Here is an 18,566-nt window from a genome sequence, read left to right as displayed (position 1 = left end):
GCGTCGCCAGCACGTCATGCCCGAGCCGTAGCCGAGCTCCTGTGGCAGGTGCTCCCAGGCGATCCCGGTGTGCAGCACGAACAAGATGCCCTGCAAGGCCAGCCGGTCATCCAGTCGCTTACGCCCTGGATGCCGGAACCGCCGCTGACGCTGTGGTAACAGCGGCTCGATCACAGCCCAGAGATCATCGCTGACCTCCCATGGCTTCGGCTTGGCCACCTGCGCCCCTCTCACTCGGCTACAGCGAGAGATCAAAGCACAACAGAGATCATTCTGTTAGGTGCTCTTAGCCCAGCCGCTCGGCCTCCCCGGCCGCCGCCGATCAGGAGTTGCAGGCACAAGCGAGCCGCGTCAATCTCCGGCGGGCCCTCCCGCCAACCCCGGCTACCAGAAAGGGACCCGACCATGTCCGAAGCACTTGACTCACGGTCTAAAAGTCGCGAGATGCCTGCCTCCCACGTGCGCTTGCCTGCGCAGCGCCGAGTGGCGGGAGCGTTGCTCATCGCCGGGCCGGCGATCTTCCTGGTCGGGGAGTTCGTCGCCGCCGCAGCGTGGACCGACCCCGCCTACAGCTACACGCACCATTTCATCAGCAACCTCGGAGTCCACGGGCCCTCGACTCTGTTCGGGCAGTACATGTACTCGCCCCTGGCCTGGGTAATGAACGCCGGATTCCTCCTCTTCGGGATCACGATCCTGGCCGGAGTGGCCACGCTGCGCGATCTGTCGGACGGCCGCCGTTGGGCCATGCTCGCCCCCGCGACGCTGCTGGCCGTCGGCGGCGTCCTGCTCGCGCTGTTTCCCGGATCTGGCGAGGCACTCAACAACGGCACCGGCGAGTACCACAGCATGGGAGCCTTCGCCGGCTTCGTCGGTGGGAACGCGCTGGCCATCGTGCTCGGAAGCAGGTGGCGGCCCATCGGCATCTCTCCGCGAATGGGGCGAGCACTGATCACGGTCGGCGTGATCGGTCTGCTTTCGATGGTGCTCTATCTTGCGATGATCTTTACCGCGGGCGACACCCCCATCGGCATCATCGGCCTCATCGAACGCGGCGCCGTTCACCCGTTCCTGATCGGCCTCACCTGCGCTGGAGCGTCGATCTGGAAGCGGAAGACGTGAACGAACCCCTTGCATCCTCCGTCACCACGGAAATGGCAGCCTGACGCCGAACTCTTCGAGCACCCACCAAAGACGGGCACTCATGTGCAGGGGCCATAGGCGGATCTCAGGCGGCCAAGCCGAGGTCGAGGCGGCGGTCCATGTCGATGTCGATTCGGCCGTAGAGGTTGGCGTTGGACCAGAACAGGGGCGAAAGGCCGCGTCTGTCGATGCAGGTGCAGGCTGAGCATGGAGACTTCCTGGTGCTCCTTGTCGCTGCCGGGCAGGGTGCCGGCGCTGCCGTAGAAGCAGGTCGGTGTTTGCCGAGTTCCAGTTCTCCACGATCTGCAGCCCCTCGTGGATCTCCCGGCGCAGCTCTGGGGCGGCGACGTACTCGGCGACGAAGATGCTCTTGACCGCCTTGCCGAGTTCCTCGATGGCCTTGTAGGTGGGGTGCTTGGGGCCGCCGCGGGTGAGCTCGGCAGCCACATCGCCGCCGGCGACGACGGCACCCGCCGCGGCGCCTGGCTCGACCAGATGACCGCCTACCTCAACGGGCACGGCGCCCTGTGGGCGCTCTACTTCGACCTCGACTGGTCAACCGGCGACTACCGCCTGCGCGACCCGGCGAGCCGCGCCGCCTGGACCGCCTTCTGCGCCTGACCTCCCGTACCGGCGCCATCACCGCACTCCCGCCAGGGCCTGGCGGGGGCGGGGCACGTCCGATCCGGCGGGATCAGCGCTTGGGGGCCGGGGGCAGCCGGAGGAGGGCCTTGTCGGAGTCGAGCTCGGTGGTCGTCTCCGACGCGGGCGGCGCCTTGATCGAGACCTTGGCGCCCCAGCCGGAGTAGGTGGTCTCCATGGTGACCGGGCCCAGACCCACCTTGGGACTGGAGAGCCGGGTGCTCATCGTGCGCGGCAGCCCGGCGGGGGTCACGGTGAGCGTCCAGTTGACCTTGACGCCGGAGGCGAGCTTCCACCACAGGGTGGCGCGCGTCCAGGCCGAGACCCGCAGCAGCTCCTTGACGGTCATGCTCCCCTTGTACGTGCTGCCGCTGCGCTTGGAATGGCTCAGCATGGCCTTGAGCGTGCTCGGCTCGGCCGGGTTGATGAAGTCGCCCCACCTGGCGGTCATCCCGCTCGTCCAGCCCGGCGACTGCTTGTACCAGGACTTGCCGGCGGGCAGCGCGGCGCCGATCGGCCCGCCCTTGACGTAGGACGTACGGCCGATGCGGACGGTCCGCTCCGGCTTGTCGAGCGAGGTGGCCTGGTTTTCCTCTTTGGGGGGATCGAACTCGTCGGCCGTCTCGTCCTTGCCGGGGAAGCTCAGCTTGGCGGTCAGGTCGGAGGCGGCGATGCCGTGCTTGTCGAACTGCAGCCGTCCGCCGCGGGTGAGCGAGGTTGTGTCCCTGCCCGGCGTCCGCTGCTGGACGGTCACGCCCCTGCCCTCGCGCAGCTGCGCGCGCAGCGCGGCCAGCGGATCGTTGGGCGCGGCCAGCGCCGGCACGGACGGCACCAGGACGAATCCGGCGACCACGCCGGAGATCACGTACTTCTTCATGCCGGGAGATCATTCCGGTCGTGGATCACGGCGAGAACACGGATCCGGCGGGGGCGGCGCGTCCGTGGATGATCCAGTAGCATCCCGGGTCAGCGGGCCTTTGGCAGGCCGAAGGAGAAGGCGGGACACCCCGCCTCCGGCGCCTCGGGCCGCGTGGACCCGAGGAGCCGATGGCGCGATGACGGCAGGCCGACCGATGCCCACGCAGGACGACGTGCTCGGATACTTCGACACGCTGTCGAACTGGGGCCGCTGGGGCGACGACGACGAGCTCGGCACCCTCAACCACATCACCGACGACGTCCGGCTGGCCGCGGCGCGGGCGGTGCGCCACGGCAGAAGCGTGTCGTGCGCGTGGGAGGTCGCCGTCCCCAAGGACATGGAGCGGTCGACGACGGCCTGCCCGCGCAGCGCCGACATGCCGGGCGCCGAGAACATGCCGGCCGCCTTCCACAAGGACCGGCGCTGGGGGTTCTCCTCCGAGCGGCTCGGCCTCACCTTCCACGGCAACAGCCTCACCCACCTCGACTCGCCGTGCCACATCTTCTGGGACGGCACCATGTACAACGGGCGGCCCCACTCGCTGGTCGACGCCGAGACGGGCTCGTCGTGGGCGGCCGTCACGGCGGCGGCGAACGGGATCGTCACGCGTGGTGTGCTGCTCGACGTCGCCGGCGCGCGCGGCGTGCCGTGGCTGGAGCCGGGGGAGGGCGTCGTCCCCGGCGACCTGGAGGAGGCCGAGCGGCGCCAGGGCGTGCGGGTGCGGCCCGGTGACGCCGTGCTGCTGCGCACCGGTTACGGCCGCGCCCGCCGCGAGGCCGGTGAGCCGGGCGGTTTCCGGCAGGCCGGCTGGCACGCGTCCTGCCTGCCGTGGCTGCACGAACGGCAGGTCGCGTTGATCGCCGCCGACACCCCCCAGGACGTTCAGCCGTCGGGGTACGAGGACGTGCTGATGCCGGTGCACGCCGTCGGCCTCGTGGCCATGGGGTTGTGGCTGGTCGACAACTGCGACCTGGAGGCGTGCTGGGCGACGGCCGCCGAGCTCGGCCAGTGGGACTTCCACCTCGCGGTCGCGCCGGCCCGCTTCGCCGGCACGTCCGGCAGCCCGGTCAACCCGATCGCCACGTTCTGACCGACGTTCACGAGGCGAAGCACGTCACGTGGCGAACGGCCCCGAGCGGGAACGGCGAGCCCCGCTTGAGGTGCCGGCCGCGTCAGGGCCGACGCCCTGCACGGGCAGAGCGGCCAGGCCGCCGGCTTACTGGGCGCGCTCGGGAGGCGGGGTCGCCGTCGGAGCGGGCGGCCTGACCGCCGTCGTCGGGATCGGCGTGGCCGGCTTCCTGAGCTCGGGGGTGGACCTGCAACGGAACCGTTTCGTACGGTAAGCGGCTTCCCGCAGGTCGGGATGGGTGCCGGAGGGGACCCGTGTGAGGTCGTTAGCGTGCGTTCCCGTTCGGCCGCAGCTCGCCTCTGATCGCTGTTTCGGAGGTGGATCACCTGGTGGGTGACGCCGGGTGATGGTGATCTTCGTGTCCGGAAGTCCTCAGCAACGGACAAGATCAATTATGGCATTGTCGATTTCCGAAGTCGTAGGCACGGATCTGCACAGTCCTCTGCACAACCGTCGGGTGCCAGTGCCGGGAGCGCGGGTTCTACCAGCGGCTCAGTTCCTGTAGATGAGGCCGAGCTTCTCGGCTCCGTCCTTGCTCTCGCCGATCGTGTCCGCGTCACCTTCGGATCGCCGTCCCTCACTGACGCGATGATTTCGGCAGCTCGGATCCCAGGGACTTGCCCATGACCATCGATCACCATGCCGAACTGCATGGACGAGTTTAGAAGGCGTCCCTGGGTTTGCTGCGCGCATGGTGGACTCCTGGATACGGGCGGCGACCACATCGCGTCATCATGTCCGCCGATCTGCCGGCGCCACCGGGCTCTGTGGGAGGTCGACGGTGACGTCGAGGCCGCCGCTGGTCCGGGCGGTGACCGCGATCCGTCCCCGGTGGGCGAGTGTGACCGCGCGCACGATCGACAGTCCCAGCCCTAGCCCCGGGCCGTCGGTACGGACGCGGGTTCCCTGCCCGTGCACGAACGGTTCCAGCAGTGTCTGCGTCTCGTCGGGCGGGATGTGCCGTCCGGTGTTGGAGATGCGCAGGACGGCGCGCCCACCCGCCGTACTGGTATCGATGGCCAGGTGCCCGCCGGCCCGGTTGTAGCGGATGGCGTTGTCGACCAGGTTGCCGATCATCCGTTCCAGCAGGACCGGTTCGCCGCTGACCGGTGCCGGCCGGAGCCGGGGTTGTACGGCGAGGTCGGCGGCTGCTGCCCGCGCTGCGGCGGCGTCGAGGGTGGCAGCCGTGATAGCTGCCAGGTCGACCCGTTGGCGCGCTCCGGGCCCGGCCTGGCTGCGCGCCAGCAGCAGCAGCCCATCCAGGACGCGCTGCATGTGCGTGCCACCGATGCCGCTGTACGTCTCCATCCCCGCACCGCCTGTCGGGCGGCCTGCTCCAGCCGCCACGGCCGAGGCCGTCGCGCCGCCCACACACCTGGACATCGAGGCGATCGGCGTGTCCGCACCGATCACCCAGGTCGGCCTGGACACCGCCGGAGTGATCGAGCCGCCTCCGTTGGAGGAGACGAACCTGGTCGGCTGGTACGGCTTGGGCCCCGCCCCGGGCCAGGTCGGCCCGGCCGTCCTGCTCGGACACGTGGACACGCGTACCGGACCGGCTGTTTCGCCCGCCTGCGAGAGCTCCGACCGCAGACCCTGATCACCATCACGCATTCGGACGGCACCAGCGAGAGGTTCCTCGTCGAGCGAGTCGAGAAGGTCGCCAAGACCTCGTTCCCGACCGCCAAGGTCTACGGCGCGACCCGGAATGCGGAGTTGCGCAACATCACCTGCGGCGGGGCCTTCGACCACCAGGCCCGCAGCTACGCCGACAATGTGATCGTGTACGCGAGTCTCCAGCAGACCAGCACTTGAGTGCCACAAGGAGCCACGGGGGGCCGCCGCCAGTCGTCACAGTGAGCGCGCTCGGCGACCCAGTCCTTAAGGGGCTAGGGAATCTGATCGATCTCCGCTTCGGGCCGCAATGCCCGCAGCGGGGCCGGGTCGGCCGTCACGATGGGCGGCCCGCGACGGCGTGCCGCGTGAGCACTGGCGCCAGTCCTCCCGCCTGGACGACATCCGCGACGGCCTCGACGACCTGGCGCGCCTCCTGGTGGAGCTGAACATCACCAGCGTCGCGGCGCCTCCGCTGGGCTGCGGCAACGGCGGACTGCAATGGTCGGTCGTCCGGCCCCTCATCATCGAGAAACTCGCTCCCCTGGACATCGACATCCGGCTGTACCATCCCGGCACGCCCGCCGCCCATGACATGATCACCCGGACGGTGCCGCCCGCTCTGACCACGCCGCTGTTGCACCTGATCGCCGGTCTTGCCCGCTATGTCACCGCGGCCTTCGACGCCGGTGTCACCCACACGCCACGGCTGTCGCTCCTGGAAGCGCACAAGGTCAGCTACCTGCTGCGAAGCAGTGGCCTCGACCTGAACCTGCGCTTCGACCCGCACCTGTACGGTCCGTTCTCGGCCGACACCATGCAGAAGGTCACCCGATCCACCGCCGACGACGTTGCGTTCAACCAGGCATGGGACACCGTTCAGCGCGCCATCGTCGGATTCGAGTACCCCGAAGGCATGGAGCTCCTGGCGACCGTCCACTACCTGGCCACCCGCCCCGGGGGCACCACCGACGTCCCGGCCATGACCAGCCGGATTGCCGACTGGAACGAGCGCAAACGCCGCCTGTTCCGGCAGGCCGACGTCAGCGTCGCCCTCACCCGGCTCCGGCACGCGGAGCTCGTCGACGCCTGACAACGTTCACCCCATGTGACGTTCACCCACTCGGCGCAGTGCGATAGTCCGATCAACAGCCGGCAGGCGCAGGCTTCAGCGCCGCGCTCACCGCCAACTCCCCTCGGGACGCACGCCGGCGCCTGTCGGACCTGGGGCAGCGTTGGGTGACCGGGCGTGTGGCTTTGACGCCCGCCGCTGACGCCTGTGCGTGGAGGCGTCCTTGGTCGTCGTCTCACCCCCCTGTTCAGGCCGCCGTCCTGTCCCGGCAGGGTTCACGCATGATCGCCGTGGGAGAAAAGCAGCGGTGGACCGGCACGCATCACCACTATGGTGCCGATGTGGAGGATCTGGAAAAGCTCGTCATTTCCCGCCGTCTGCGAGTTCCCATCGGCAGCGTGCCCGCCGGCTCCGGGCAGGCCCCGCAGCAGCGGGGACAGGTCGCCGCGCGTCAGCTCGACGTCGCGCTGCTGAGTGTCGGCTTCACCTGCTCGGCGCCGTTGCTGGAACGCCTGTCAGAGCTGCGCGGTGAAACCGTCATCGATCTCGGCGTCCGGATCCTGGCTGCCGTGCGCACGCTGGTCGGCGACCATGTCGAGCACAACGCCTACTTCCTCGACTTTCCCAAGAACGTGCCGGACACGCTGGAGTTCTGGGCCGCTCTGCTGCGCGAGGCCATGCTCGACCCCGCCGCCGTGGAACGGCTCCGGCGCTCGTCGAGACCGTCCGCACTGAACCTGCTGGCGCTGCCCGGCTATGGCCGCTACCAGCACACCTACGCCGACCTGCTGGCCGCACACGCCGAGCTGATCCCGCTGGCCGGCGACCGGGTGACCGTCCTGGACCTCGGCGGCAGCCTGGAGTCGGAGACGCGCGAGCTCTACCTGTCGCTGGCGGGCTCGACGGTGCCGCTGCCGGCCGAGGACCTGGCCGCGCTGCGCATGCTGGCCGCCTCCTGCGCCGCCGAACCTGACACCATCCCGGTACGCGAGAACCGTGCCGTCATCAACGAGGCCCGCCTGGCAGACGGCCGTCCGTTGCTCGTCGACACGGTCACCGACGTGCTCCGACTCGCCTGCGCCGCCTCCGGCGGCGACGTCACGCTGGCCGCCCCGACCAGGTTCCGCTCCTTCCGCCGCGCCGAGCGCCGCGCCCTGCTGCAGGCCCTGGACGCGGTCGCCTCCCCCGCCAAGCTCGGCGACGTGCCTTCCCGCCGGGAGCAGTGGAAGCGGCTCGGCGAACGGCTGCACCCCCACGAATACCCGCAGCTCCCGCACGCCGCGCACGTCTTCGAAGCCGCGCGAGGCGCACGCCGCGTGAGCAGTCTCGACAGCCGGGTGGAGGCGGCCCTGGCGCAGGGACGTACCGGCGAAGCCATCGACCTGCTGCGCAACGCGCCGGGCGCGCTGCTGCGCCGCCTGGACCACTTGCTGCGCACCGGCACCGCGGCGACCGCACCGGCATCCGTGCTGGAGCCCGTGCTGGAAGCTGCCGAGAAGGCCGCGGCGAGCGCGTCGGGGCGAGTCCTGCTGTCGCTGCGCGAGCACTTGACCAACCGGCTCATCCCCGCGCCCGGTCGCGTGTTCGTCAACCGGAACGGCCGGGCCTGGGCGACCGACGACCAGCGGCCACCGCTGGCAGGCGACGTCGTGACGCGGGTCGCGGCCATCCTGGACGCGGAGATCACTCGCCGGCTTCCGGCCCCTGGTCGGCTGATCGTCGACCCCGAGATGCTCGACGTCGCCCTGCCGTTGTCCGCCAAGGCCGTCACTCCTGGGCTCGGCATGCTGCCGCGCGGCTCGCTCACGCGCGTGGACGGCGAACTGCTGCGCTTTTTCGTCCACTGGCGGCAGGCCGAGCGGCGTACCGACTACGACCTGTCCGCGTTGATGCTGGACGGCTCCTACGGCGCGCCCGAGCACATCTCGTGGACGAACTACGGCAACGACTTCGCCGAATACTCCGGAGACCTCACCCAGGCTCCCGACGGGGCGAGCGAGTTCATCAACATCCGTCTCACCTGGGCGACCAAGCCGATCATCATTCCGCAGGTCAACATCTTCGCCGGCGAGGCCTTCGACGAGGCCGCGGAGGCGTTCTTCGGCTACATGACCAGGGACGCCGACCAGCAGGGGCTGCCGTTCGAGCCGCGCACGGTACGGATGAAATCCGACCTGCGCGGCGCGGGCCGCGTCGCGCTCCCGCTGGCCTTCCTGCGTGGTGACGACGGCGGCTGGCGGGTGAAGTGGCTGCATCTCTACCTCAAGGGCCACCCGGGGTTCAACCGGGTGGAGGGCAACCGGGTGACCACCGCTCTGCTGGTGCGCTCCATCGTGGAACGCGACCACCTGCGCGTACGCCACCTGGTCGACCTGCTGCGGGCCAAGCCCCAGACGGGGGACCACATCACCTACATCGGACTGCAAACACCGGCCGATCTGCCGCCCGGTGCCCGGGTGTACACACCGGCGACTCTGCACGAGCTGATCCCCGGCTGATAGGGTGATGATCGCGAGGCTATGGAAGGGCTTCCTTCTCACTTCGAAAAGTTCTCTAGCCTTTCCGCTTTCCTCGCCACACAAGGCGTGAGGCCATCCGAGGGCTTCCTTCTCGCTGGGACCAGTGTGGGCCCGCAGGGGCCAGCTGGCTGATCTAGCCTTCGGGCCTTCCTCGCGTCCTGACGCCTTCGGCGTCGCCGGTGCCAACGCCTCCGCCTGGGCGGCTGGGCCGAACGTCGGGCTAGCTGTATTGACCACGAGCTGTTACCGCGCCTATGGCCCCATGGCTGGGACGCGCGGCAACAAAGAGCTGTCGGTCACTGGTCGGCCATGACCTTGAGGATGGGCCGCGCTGATGCCGTTTCCACGCCCGAGCAGGCGCCGCTGTATGCGGACATCGGAAAATCCCGCTCGGCGGACACATCGTGCCTGATGGACGGCCACATCACTCCCGGTAGGCGGCCATCACGAATCCTGGCGGACGGACTCCTGCCGAAAAGGTGCCGATGGCGTGAGGTGGGCCTGATCATCGTCCGTCACGGAGAGCACCACGCGCGTTCCGATGCCGTGGGGCCGACCGTTCAGTGGCTCCGTGCTCCATCGGAGCGCTTGACCTCAGGTTTGGTCGAGGTTGCAGACTGATGCCATGATCTTCACTGACGGAGAGCGCGCGTACTTGTCGAACCAGGGACTGGGCCGCCTGGCGACTCTCGGCCCCGATGGGGCTCCCCACACCCAGCCGGTCGCGATCTGGTTCGACCCCGAGACCGAGGCCGTCCGGATCGGCGGCCCGGAGCTCACCAAGAGCCGCAAGTACAAGAATGTCCTGGCCGACCCCCGGGTGTCCCTCGTCATCGACGACCAGTCACCGACGCCCAACGCCCTCGGGCAGACCGGCCGCGGCATCGAACTGCGCGGCCACGCCGAGATCATCTTCCTGACCCCGCCGCTCCACCCGGCCTTCGACCACGAGACCCTGTGCATCCGGCCGCACCGCGTCATCGCCTGGAACCTCGAGCCAATCAGCAATCCGTCCCTCGGAGGCGGCTCGCACCTGCAGGGCTACAACTCCCGCGACGTCTGACCGCGTACTGCATCGGAGTAGGTTTCACCTCTTCCCCGAACCGGCTATGCGCGCGCTGACGAACCCCTCCGAGACCGACGATCATCGGCTAACCGACGAGCTCACCGCTACTGCCTCCCGCAGCCATAGGCGTTCCGGGCTGCGAACGAGGTCCCACGGCTCCGACCGCCCCAGCCGCCCCCGGCGCTGGCCACCCACTGCCGATACCGCTCGACTCCGGCCCGACAGAGGCAGCAACTCCGTACTGGCCACCAGCCCGCCTTCCTCATGACCGCCCACCGGGAGAACTCGTGGCCGTGTTACCAGGATCGCGGTGACCGCCCAACAGGAGAAACGCCTGTCCGTCCACACGCCGCCCAGCGGGTCGAAATTGTGAGGTGCTGAGTGACCTTCTACGGCACCGGTACTTTCGGCGGGACTACCTTCCACGGCGTGGCCTGGTTCGTCAGCACGGCGGGAAGCTCGTGACGCGTCCGGCGAAAGTCCGGCAACCAAAAGATGATCATGCTAGTCTTGCCGCGTTCTCGCGCCTGGAAGCCGGGCGCGAGATGACCGCAGAGACAGCTGTGCCCCGGGCTGCTTGCGAGCAGAGGCAATCCCGGGGCTTATGTCACCTACGGTAGCACGCCGGGTCCGGCGAGAAGAGGCGAGATCGTGGATCAGCCCGAGGCCCAGCGTCTGCATCGGCTGCTGTCGCAGGCCCGGCTGCCCGAATACGAGGCGTTCTGCGGCGGCGACCGGGTGGCCGCGCTGAGGCTGTTCTGCTGGAACACCGAGGTGGCCGCCGCGTTCTACGGGCCACTGCAGCACCTGGAGCTCGCCTTGCGCAGCGTTCTCGACCAGCGCATGTTCCACCTGTTCGGACGAGACGACTGGTGGAATCATCCTCAAGCGGATCTGCACTACGGCGCGGTGGCCAAGATCCGCGAAGCGATCCACCAACTGGGCCGGCAAGGCTTGACGCCCACCCCGTCGGAAGTGGTCGCCGAGTTGCCGTTCGGGTTCTGGGTGAGCTTGATTGGGCGCGGCAACAACTACGACCAGCGCCTGTGGCGCACAACGCTCTACCAGGCATTTCCCGGATATCGGGGTGGCCGCCACGCGCTGCACCGCAAGCTGGACTTCCTGCGCGTGCTGCGCAACAAGATCGCCCATCACGCTCCCATCTACCACCGGCATCTGCACGCCGATCACGAAGCGATCATGGCGATGCTCGGCTTCATCGATGCGCCGCTGGCCGATCTTGTGGCCCGGTACAGCCCCGTTCCGGCCGTGCTGGCACGTCGTCCACCCCTGCTATGAGCAGGGCCTTTCCTTTGATGGAATCAGAATCATTCACCGGAGGCATGCCCGGGCCCGGAGAGGGCCGAGACGGAGCCTCGGGTCATCACAGGCAGCCTCCGCGTCGCTCAGCCGCAACCACATGTACGCGGTCACTTCCCGCTCGCGGTCGGCGGGAAGTCGCTCACACCCGCCCCGCTGAGGTATCCCAATGGGGGCTCGGCGCCGCAAACACCGGTCCTTGCACCCGCTCGGACCCCCTGACCCGCGGGCTGGCCTCGACGATGCGCATGAACATGCTCCACGGAGGCGTGGACCCACCTGACCGGCTAAACCGGCCCGTAGGAGCGATGGCGTCGCTCTCGAGTGCGGCGTCCTCCTTCACCGTTGCGGTGGAAGGACCAGGCGCGAGTCCGTTCCTCTCCCCATGCCGGACCGTAGGGCCAAGGGGTGTAACGCGTGCGGGCAGGGCTCGGCTCGTCGTGTTCCCGGGGCTCGTCGGTGATCCCGTAGTGGCGGGCCAGTCCGGGAAGCCGGCGCGTGTACTCGGCCCTGTCGCTGAAGTCCCATGCCTCGTCCTCCGGCTCCGCGAGGAAGCTCAGGAAGGGAAAGGCGCTGATGATTCCGCGCGCCTGAACGGCTTCCGCCGGGTGGGCCGTGTCCTGCCCGATGACCCGCTCATACGCGTGGCAGGCCGCGTAGGCGAACGACTCGAACTCTGGCCAATCCTCATCCGGCCAGCGCTGACGCCGGACCCGTGTCAGCCGTACGAGCTGGACGGCGCCGTCCTTGGACGCCGAGGTCCGCTGGTGGGAGCAGTTCCGCGACAGGTCGAAGAGCCTCTGCACCTTGGGAAGTTCGACAAGACGGTCGGGACACTCGGTGACCTTTTCCGAAGGGGCCGCGGCCGAGGCTGATCAGCCAGTCCACGAAGTACTCGAAGCCGTCGGAGGATCCAGAGCCGGTGATGGTCCAGCAGGCCGCGTACATGTCCCAGGTGCAGGCGCGGTTGGCGCAGAGCGTGAACCATGCCTCATAGTCCACGATTTCCTCAGCCGACAGGCGGGACAGATGCTCCTCCAACCAGCTCACCCTCTCCTGCCTGGTAGCGGTCTCCTGAGCGGAGCGTTCAACCAGGTCCCAGAAGCCGTCAATGTCCATGGGGCCTGATCATGGCAGCCGACGCAAGCCCTGCCCAGGGCTCCCGATTCCGGGTGCGGTCCGCCACCGTCGACGGGCGCGTGGTCGACGGGGACCAGAGGCGGCCGGAATGGACCTGTTCCTGCTGTGGTCGGCCCGCTCGCGGTGGGCGAGGTGCTGCCGAACGGCACGCTCACCCGCTGCCGGCGCGCGCGTCTGTGCCGGTATCGCTGGAAGGTCCCCGGGCAGCGCCACGGTGGTCGTCTGTCCCCGCTGCTACACCGCCCAGCCCGGCCCAGCCGCATCGCCCTGTGGTGATCAGCTCGGCGGGGCCTCGTGGACGGTCATACTGCCGCCGACGTTGTAGACCCGAGCGCCCGGGCCGCTGTTGACCTGAATGCCGATCAACGAGCCCAGTGTGGGCGAGGGGGGCACGGCGGTGCCGGGAGCGGTGGTGGGCTCGGGGCGTTGGGACTGCTCGTCATCTACTGAGTCGGCGTCGGCGTCGTCGTGGTCGTGGGGGTCGGGAAGCGGTGTGGTGGGCAGGGTCGGCAGCGGGCCGGGGGTGTGCGGCCGGTCGGGGGCGGGTGGGGTGAGGCGGGCGATGTCGGTGTGCGGCGGCCTGCTGAGGGCGGGGTCGTTGTTGAGGATCTGCGTGTACAGCCGGTTGAGCTCGGGGCTGGGGACCAGGGATGCCTGCCGGAGGTGGTCGTAGTGCTCGCGATAGGCGCGGGTGGCGTGGGCCTGTCGGCCGGCCTGATGGCAGGCGTGCAGGAGGAGGGCGGTGATGGTCTCGTCGGTGGGGTCGGCGCGGGCCAGGTGTTCCAGCTGAGGGATGATCGCGCCGTGGCGGTCCAGGGTGAGTTCGGCGCGCAGGCATTCGAGCAGGGCCGCGCGGTGCTCGCCGAGCAGGCAGGCGCGGTAGTCCTCCGCCCAGGTTCCTGCCAGGCCGGCCAGTGGTTCGGCCGGGCGTAGGTCGTCGCCGGCACCACCGTGGGGGTGCCAGTGGGCCAGGGCTTGGCGCAGCAGCCGCGCCGTTGTGGCCGGGTCGCCGGGGGGCAGGGCGCGGGCTGCGGCCAGGTCGTCATGGAAGCGGTGGGCGTCGACCTGGTGGCGGGCGACGGGCAGGCGGTAGCCGTGTTCGTGCGCGGGCGGCATCGCCGGTGTGTCGTCCACGGCGCCGGTGGGGGTGGTCAGGCGGGCGCGGAGTTTGCTGGCGTAGCCGTGCAGCAGGTCGCGGGCGGTGGCAGGTTGGTGGTCCCACAGCCTGGTGATGAGGGTGTCGGCGGGAACCGGCCGGCCGTCGGCGGCCAGCAGGACGGCCAGCAGCAGGCGGTGCATGGGCGGGCCGAGGTCGGTCTGGCGGCCGTCGCCGGTGATGGCCTGGACCGGGCCCAGGAGCCGGAACTCCATGTCGTCTCCGTGATATCGAGGGGAAGCGGGGGCTCTGATCGGACGCGGAAGCGAGGGGAACCGACAGTGCGGCAGGTATCCGTCGTGCGGGTTGGCCCCTGCCGCAGGGCTGTGCGCAGGCCTCCCAGGTGACCTGCCAGGTGACCTGCCAGGTCCTGCCAGGTTGTCGCCCAGGTCGTCTGCAAGCCGGTCGCCCAGGCCGGTGTCGCATCGTGGGCAGTGCCGAGCGGGAAGGACCTGCCGGAGCGAGAAGGACACAGGTGATGGCGATGGACAACGGGCAGCAGGCCGGGCCGCGGGGAACGGTCGCGTGGGTCAAGAGCGCCTACAGCAGTGGCGGCGGCGGCCAGTGCGTGCAGTTGCAGCCGGCTGGCGGCGGGGTCGTGGTCCGTGACTCCAAGGTCCCCGACGGGCAGGTGCTGTGGTTCAGCCGCAGTGAGTGGGTGGCGTTCCTGGCCGGGGTCAAGGACGGGCAGTTCGACCACCTGATCGGCCTGGCCGGCGACGACGAAGTGGCTTAGCCGCCGAGGCGGGGCGTCCCGGGTCGCGCGCCGGGACGCCCCGCCCTGCCTGAAGTGAGCTGCTGGCCAGGGTGGACCGGCTGGAACGCGGACGATGATGGTCATGGCTCCTGCTCGCCGATCTCGGCGATGAGCTGCTGCAGGAACGCGCGGGCCTGTGCATCGAACAGCGCAGAGGCTCGCAGCAGGTCCCATTGGCGGCGGTAGAGGTCGATGCTGTCGGGATCGGTGACGTACAGCTGGCCGTGCAGGGCCTCCACGGCCACCAGCGTGTCTTGCGGCTGGGCGCCCTGGTAGAGGGTGAAGCCGTGCAGGGCTTGCGTGTGGGCCTGGTGGCGGTGCGGGATCAGGCCGATCCGAACGTTGGCCAGCGTCGTCAGGGAAGCGATCCGGTCCAGCTGGGCCAGATGGTCGCGCACCGGGCCGTAGCGAGTGCGTAGCGCTGCCTCCCCGATCAGGAACTCCAGGTGCTGCTCACCGTAGAGGATCACTTGACGATCGATGCGGGCGGCGATCCAGGAAGCCACCTCCTCAGGGGTGTAGGAGATGACGAACGTGCTGAACATCTGGCGGGCGTATGCAGCGGTCTGCAGCAGCCCCGGGATCACGGCGAGCTCCAAGTTGAGCAGCGTTTGAGCGTCGAAAGTGCGGCGGCGGAGCTCCTCATTGGCGTCGGGGAGGGCCTGGGCACGGGTTCGCCAGGTGTGCACTTCGATGAACGCTTCGCTGGTCAGCTCCCGCAGCGCCTCGCGCACCTCGGGGGGCGCGCCCACGGCCTCGGCCCACGCCTCGACCTCCGGCAAGGACGGCAACAGGGCGGTGGACTCGATCCGGGAGATCTTGGACTGGCTCACCCCCAGCCGGGCGGCCAGCTCACGGCCGGACAGCCCGGCCAGGTCGCGCAGGCGCCGCAGCTCGGCCGCCAGCCGCTGGCGTTTCCCGCGCGGCTGCGGACGGTCGGCGTCCGGCGCGGTGCCCTCGTTCGTCACGTCGCCGACCTCTCCTTGTGCAGCCGCGGCTGGCAGCGGCGCCACCACGCACCCCCAATGATCCAAAATGATGCCATTCTCTCTCCCGATGATGACGATCAGGCGGGCCGCTCTAAAAGCCGCTCCACAGACTTGTGTCCCTGGCGATACAGGCTGATTCGGCATCGTGCCCTTGACGCCCCGCGCGCTAGCGATCATGTTTGATTCATTATGATGCACATCGATGATGATTCACAGAGCCAGACCGGAAGAACCACGGGCACCCACGCATCAGGATGGTCGCCCGCCCTCCCCCAGGCTCACCAGGGCTGGGCGCGATGGATCAGCGCGGCCTGCGAGCAATCGGCCTGGACACTGATCGGCCACGACCCGCCGCCGCCACACCAGCCACCCGATTCGGCAAGGCGCGCCCCGCGGCGGGTACGGACCACACCCTCCCGGCCCGCCCTGGCCCTCTGGGGACTCGCGCTCACCGCACTGGCTCAGGTCAACCCACTGCTGCCCGCCGCGCTGCTGGTGACCGCCTCGGTCACGCTGTCCCTGCTGCTCGCCCTACGCCGCCAGCAGCCCCACGAGCAGCCCCGAACCCGGCTCCGAGCCCGTCCGCGGGTCCGCCAGCAGGCGGGCCCCCGGCCGGCAACGGGGCGACGTTGCGCCAAGCGACGGTGCCGTGCCCGTCTCGCCGACTCTCGTCGCCGGCTTCCGCCACCGCCGCCTGGCTGCCGGCACTACCGCTGAACCGGCCACAGCCAAGGCCATGCCAGGCGCGTACCCCTGCCAGGCCGATCCGCAGCACCGGTCCCATGTGCCGCCGGCCGCAGCGTGCGTGCGGCGATAGCGGAACTGACCGATCAGGTGACCCCGCCCCGCGGCGAACGTATCGTCATCGGCACCCCCCCGTGCCTGGAGGAGGCCTGGCCCACATGGACGGTCCCAGCGCTCCCACCCCCGCACCGGACGAACCTCCGCCCGGCGATCCCGCGCAGCCACCGGCCGTCCCTGGCCCGGCCGCCGATGTCCCCGCCGCGCCCCTGGTGGGCCTGCAGTACAACCTCGGCGAGGGCATGCGCGTCTACAACGCCCGCGACATCACCATCGCCCCGCCTCCGCCGCCGCCGCCGCCGGAGATGCGTACTCTGCCTCGCGATGTGGTCGCCTTCACCGGCCGCGACGCCGAACTGCGCCACCTCCTCACCGCCGCCGCGCTGAGCACCGGGATCGTGGCCATCCACGCCGTCGACGGCATGCCCGGCGTGGGCAAGACCGCGCTGGCGGTGCACGTGGCGCACCTGCTCGCCGCTGACTACCCCGACGGACAGCTGTTCGTCGACCTCTACACCCACACCCCCGGCATCCCGGCCGCCGACCCACGGGAAACCCTGGGCCGGCTGCTGGCCCGCACCGGCATGGACCCCCGCCACATCCCCGACGACCTCGGCGAGCGGGCCGCCCGCTGGCGCTCCCGCCTGGCGGGCAAGAAGATGCTGCTCATCCTCGACGACGCCGCCGGGCCCTCCCAGGTCGACCCGCTGCTCCCTGGCACGCCCGGCTCCCTGGTACTGATCACCAGCCGTTCTCGGATGATTGGCCTCGACGGCGCCGAGGTTCTTCCCTTGGCCCCTCTCCCTCCCGAGCAGGCGACCGCGTTGTTCGTCCGGTTGGCAGGACGCGGCTCGGTGTCCGGGACGGATGCCGCAGCTGTGACCGACCTCGTGCAGTTGTGCGGACACCTGCCGTTGGCGGTCGCCCTCATGGCCGGCCGGATCGCGCACCGGCGTGCGTGGCCTCTGCACCTGCTCGCCGCCGAGTTCGCCGCCGCCGAGGACCGGCTGGGCGAGCTGGAGGCCGGTGACCGGGCGGTGCGCACCGTGTTCGACATGTCCTACCAGCACCTACCGGCCAGCCGGCAGCGACTGTACCGGCACCTTGGTCTGCACCCCGGACCCGACATCGATGCCTACGCGGCCGCCGCCCTGGCCGGCATCCCCCTGGCCCAGGCCCGCCGCGAGCTGGAGGCGCTGTATGCCGACCATCTCCTCGACGAAACCGCCCCCGGCCGCTACCGGCTGCACGACCTGCTCCGCGCATACACCCACGACCTGGCCACCTCGTGCGACACGGCCGGGCAACGAGAGCAGGCCACCGAACGGCTGCTCACCTTCTACACCCGCACCGCCCAAGCCGCCGACCATCACCTCAACCGGACCTCACGTCCCGCCTCGCCCCCAGCCACCTCCGCCTCAGGCCGCGGGCGGCCGGAGGTGGCCGACCGTGACACGGCGCTGGCATGGATGCGCACCGAACATCACAACCTGCTGGCCTGCCTGGACGGCGCCACCACCCACGGTCAGCACCGGCCCCTCATCGACCTCACCGCCGCCCTGGCCAGCTACCTGCGCCAGGAAGGCCCTTGGCGGCAGGCCGCCGCCCTGCACCACGCCGCCGCCACAGCTGCCCGCCACCAGCATGACCTTGCCGCCGAAGCCAACGCCCTGCTCCATCTAGCCGACATTCGGGGCCTGACCGGGGAATACGCGCAGGCCACCGACCTGGGCGAGCGAGCGCTGACCCTGTACGAGCAACTCGGCGACCGGCACGGGCAAGCCAACGCCCTCCAGGTCCTGGGGCAGGTCCGGCTCCGGGTCGGGGAGTACGCGCAGGCGGCCGATCTGAGCGAGCGGGCGCTGGCCCTGTATGCGCAGCTCGGTGATCGGCTCGGGCAAGCCAACGCCCTCCAGGTCCTGGGGCAGGTCCGGCGCCTGGCCGGGGAGTACGCGCAGGCGGCCGATCTGAGCGAGCGGGCGCTGGCGCTGTCCGAGCAGCTTGGCGACCGGCACGGGCAAGCCGACGCCCTCCAGGTCCTGGGGCGGGTCCGGCTCCTGGCCGGGGAGTACGCGCACGCGGCCGACCTGAGCGAGCGGGCGCTGGCCCTGTACGAACAGCTCGGCAACCGCTTCGGGCAAGCCAACGCCCTCCAGGTCCTGGGGCAGGTCCGGCGCCTGGCCGGGGAGTACGCGCAGGCAACCAACCTGAGCGAGCGGGCGCTGGCCCTGTACGAACAGCTCGGCAACCGGCACGGGCAAGCCGACGCCCTCCAGATGCTGGGGCGGGTCCGGCTCCT

General features: G+C 69.9%; 18 protein-coding genes. 10 read left to right on the top strand and 8 right to left on the bottom strand.

Annotated features, from left to right (window positions below; translation table 11 throughout):
• A partial coding sequence (locus ACWCSD_RS03765; RefSeq protein WP_449912895.1) for a transposase occupies positions 1-219 on the bottom strand: 219 nt, incomplete at its 3' end.
• A gap of 225 nt (positions 220-444) precedes the next feature.
• On the opposite strand from ACWCSD_RS03765, the gene ACWCSD_RS03760 reads away from it, so the two are divergent.
• Positions 445-1,122: a DUF998 domain-containing protein gene (locus ACWCSD_RS03760; RefSeq protein WP_449912893.1), complete on the top strand. Its 678-nt coding sequence runs from the start codon at positions 445-447 to the stop codon at positions 1,120-1,122.
• A 21-nt stretch (positions 1,123-1,143) separates the two neighbouring features.
• Here ACWCSD_RS03760 and ACWCSD_RS03755 read toward each other — a convergent pair whose 3' ends face one another.
• The gene (locus ACWCSD_RS03755) at positions 1,144-1,590 is read right to left on the bottom strand and encodes a Tn3 family transposase (RefSeq protein ID WP_449912891.1); all 447 of its coding nucleotides are present in this window, start codon (positions 1,588-1,590) and stop codon (positions 1,144-1,146) included.
• On the opposite strand from ACWCSD_RS03755, the gene ACWCSD_RS03750 reads away from it, so the two are divergent.
• Entirely contained in the window at positions 1,555-1,764 is a 210-nt protein-coding gene (locus tag ACWCSD_RS03750) for a hypothetical protein (RefSeq protein WP_449912889.1), read from the top strand. The genes ACWCSD_RS03755 and ACWCSD_RS03750 overlap by 36 nt on opposite strands.
• A gap of 73 nt (positions 1,765-1,837) precedes the next feature.
• Here the strand turns inward: ACWCSD_RS03750 and ACWCSD_RS03745 are convergent, their stop codons facing one another.
• Complete coding sequence (locus ACWCSD_RS03745; RefSeq protein ID WP_449912886.1) at positions 1,838-2,662, bottom strand: hypothetical protein; 825 nt, start codon at positions 2,660-2,662, stop codon at positions 1,838-1,840.
• 178 nt (positions 2,663-2,840) lie between these two features.
• On the opposite strand from ACWCSD_RS03745, the gene ACWCSD_RS03740 reads away from it, so the two are divergent.
• A complete protein-coding gene (locus ACWCSD_RS03740; protein ID WP_449912884.1) occupies positions 2,841-3,794 on the top strand; it encodes a cyclase family protein in 954 nt (317 codons plus the stop codon).
• Positions 3,795-4,565: 771 nt separating this feature from the next.
• Here ACWCSD_RS03740 and ACWCSD_RS03735 read toward each other — a convergent pair.
• The gene (locus ACWCSD_RS03735) at positions 4,566-5,108 is read right to left on the bottom strand and encodes a sensor histidine kinase (RefSeq protein WP_449912881.1); all 543 of its coding nucleotides are present in this window, start codon (positions 5,106-5,108) and stop codon (positions 4,566-4,568) included.
• On the opposite strand from ACWCSD_RS03735, the gene ACWCSD_RS03730 reads away from it, so the two are divergent.
• The 5 genes from ACWCSD_RS03730 (at position 5,109) to ACWCSD_RS03710 (ending at position 11,403) form a co-directional block, all read left to right on the top strand.
• Positions 5,109-5,648: a sortase domain-containing protein gene (locus ACWCSD_RS03730; RefSeq protein ID WP_449912879.1), complete on the top strand. Its 540-nt coding sequence runs from the start codon at positions 5,109-5,111 to the stop codon at positions 5,646-5,648. It begins immediately after the preceding gene.
• A gap of 160 nt (positions 5,649-5,808) precedes the next feature.
• Positions 5,809-6,540 (top strand): macro domain-containing protein, encoded by a 732-nt coding sequence (locus tag ACWCSD_RS03725; RefSeq protein WP_449912877.1) that lies wholly within the window; start codon positions 5,809-5,811, stop codon positions 6,538-6,540.
• Between the two features lie 320 nt (positions 6,541-6,860).
• The gene (locus ACWCSD_RS03720) at positions 6,861-9,017 is read left to right on the top strand and encodes a hypothetical protein (RefSeq protein WP_449912874.1); all 2,157 of its coding nucleotides are present in this window, start codon (positions 6,861-6,863) and stop codon (positions 9,015-9,017) included.
• A 646-nt stretch (positions 9,018-9,663) separates the two neighbouring features.
• On the top strand, positions 9,664-10,101 hold the full coding sequence (locus ACWCSD_RS03715) for a PPOX class F420-dependent oxidoreductase (RefSeq protein ID WP_449912872.1): 438 nt from the start codon (positions 9,664-9,666) through the stop codon (positions 10,099-10,101).
• 654 nt (positions 10,102-10,755) lie between these two features.
• Entirely contained in the window at positions 10,756-11,403 is a 648-nt protein-coding gene (locus ACWCSD_RS03710; RefSeq protein WP_449912869.1) for a hypothetical protein, read from the top strand.
• A gap of 308 nt (positions 11,404-11,711) precedes the next feature.
• Here the strand turns inward: ACWCSD_RS03710 and ACWCSD_RS03705 are convergent, their stop codons facing one another.
• The 3 genes from ACWCSD_RS03705 to ACWCSD_RS03695 form a co-directional block, all read right to left on the bottom strand.
• Positions 11,712-12,230, bottom strand: coding sequence for a hypothetical protein (locus ACWCSD_RS03705; protein WP_449912901.1), 519 nt, complete (start codon positions 12,228-12,230; stop codon positions 11,712-11,714).
• Positions 12,112-12,543 carry a DUF4240 domain-containing protein gene (locus ACWCSD_RS03700; protein WP_449912866.1) on the bottom strand — a complete coding sequence of 144 codons (432 nt, stop codon included), beginning with the start codon at positions 12,541-12,543 and terminating at the stop codon, positions 12,112-12,114. The genes ACWCSD_RS03705 and ACWCSD_RS03700 overlap by 119 nt, the downstream gene beginning before the upstream one ends.
• A gap of 297 nt (positions 12,544-12,840) precedes the next feature.
• Positions 12,841-13,935, bottom strand: coding sequence for an AfsR/SARP family transcriptional regulator (locus tag ACWCSD_RS03695; protein ID WP_449912864.1), 1,095 nt, complete (start codon positions 13,933-13,935; stop codon positions 12,841-12,843).
• A 263-nt stretch (positions 13,936-14,198) separates the two neighbouring features.
• Between ACWCSD_RS03695 and ACWCSD_RS03690 the strand changes: the two genes are divergently transcribed.
• Positions 14,199-14,456 (top strand): DUF397 domain-containing protein, encoded by a 258-nt coding sequence (locus ACWCSD_RS03690; RefSeq protein ID WP_449912862.1) that lies wholly within the window; start codon positions 14,199-14,201, stop codon positions 14,454-14,456.
• Positions 14,457-14,557: 101 nt separating this feature from the next.
• Here the strand turns inward: ACWCSD_RS03690 and ACWCSD_RS03685 are convergent, their stop codons facing one another.
• Complete coding sequence (locus ACWCSD_RS03685; protein ID WP_449912860.1) at positions 14,558-15,493, bottom strand: helix-turn-helix domain-containing protein; 936 nt, start codon at positions 15,491-15,493, stop codon at positions 14,558-14,560.
• 875 nt (positions 15,494-16,368) lie between these two features.
• Here ACWCSD_RS03685 and ACWCSD_RS03680 point away from each other — a divergent pair.
• The coding region (locus ACWCSD_RS03680) for an ATP-binding protein (RefSeq protein ID WP_449912858.1) at positions 16,369-18,566 on the top strand (2,198 nt) is incomplete at its 3' end.

It is taken from the genome of Nonomuraea sp. NPDC001684 (genome assembly GCF_053596515.1).
This window is presented reverse-complemented; position numbering and strand designations above follow the sequence as displayed.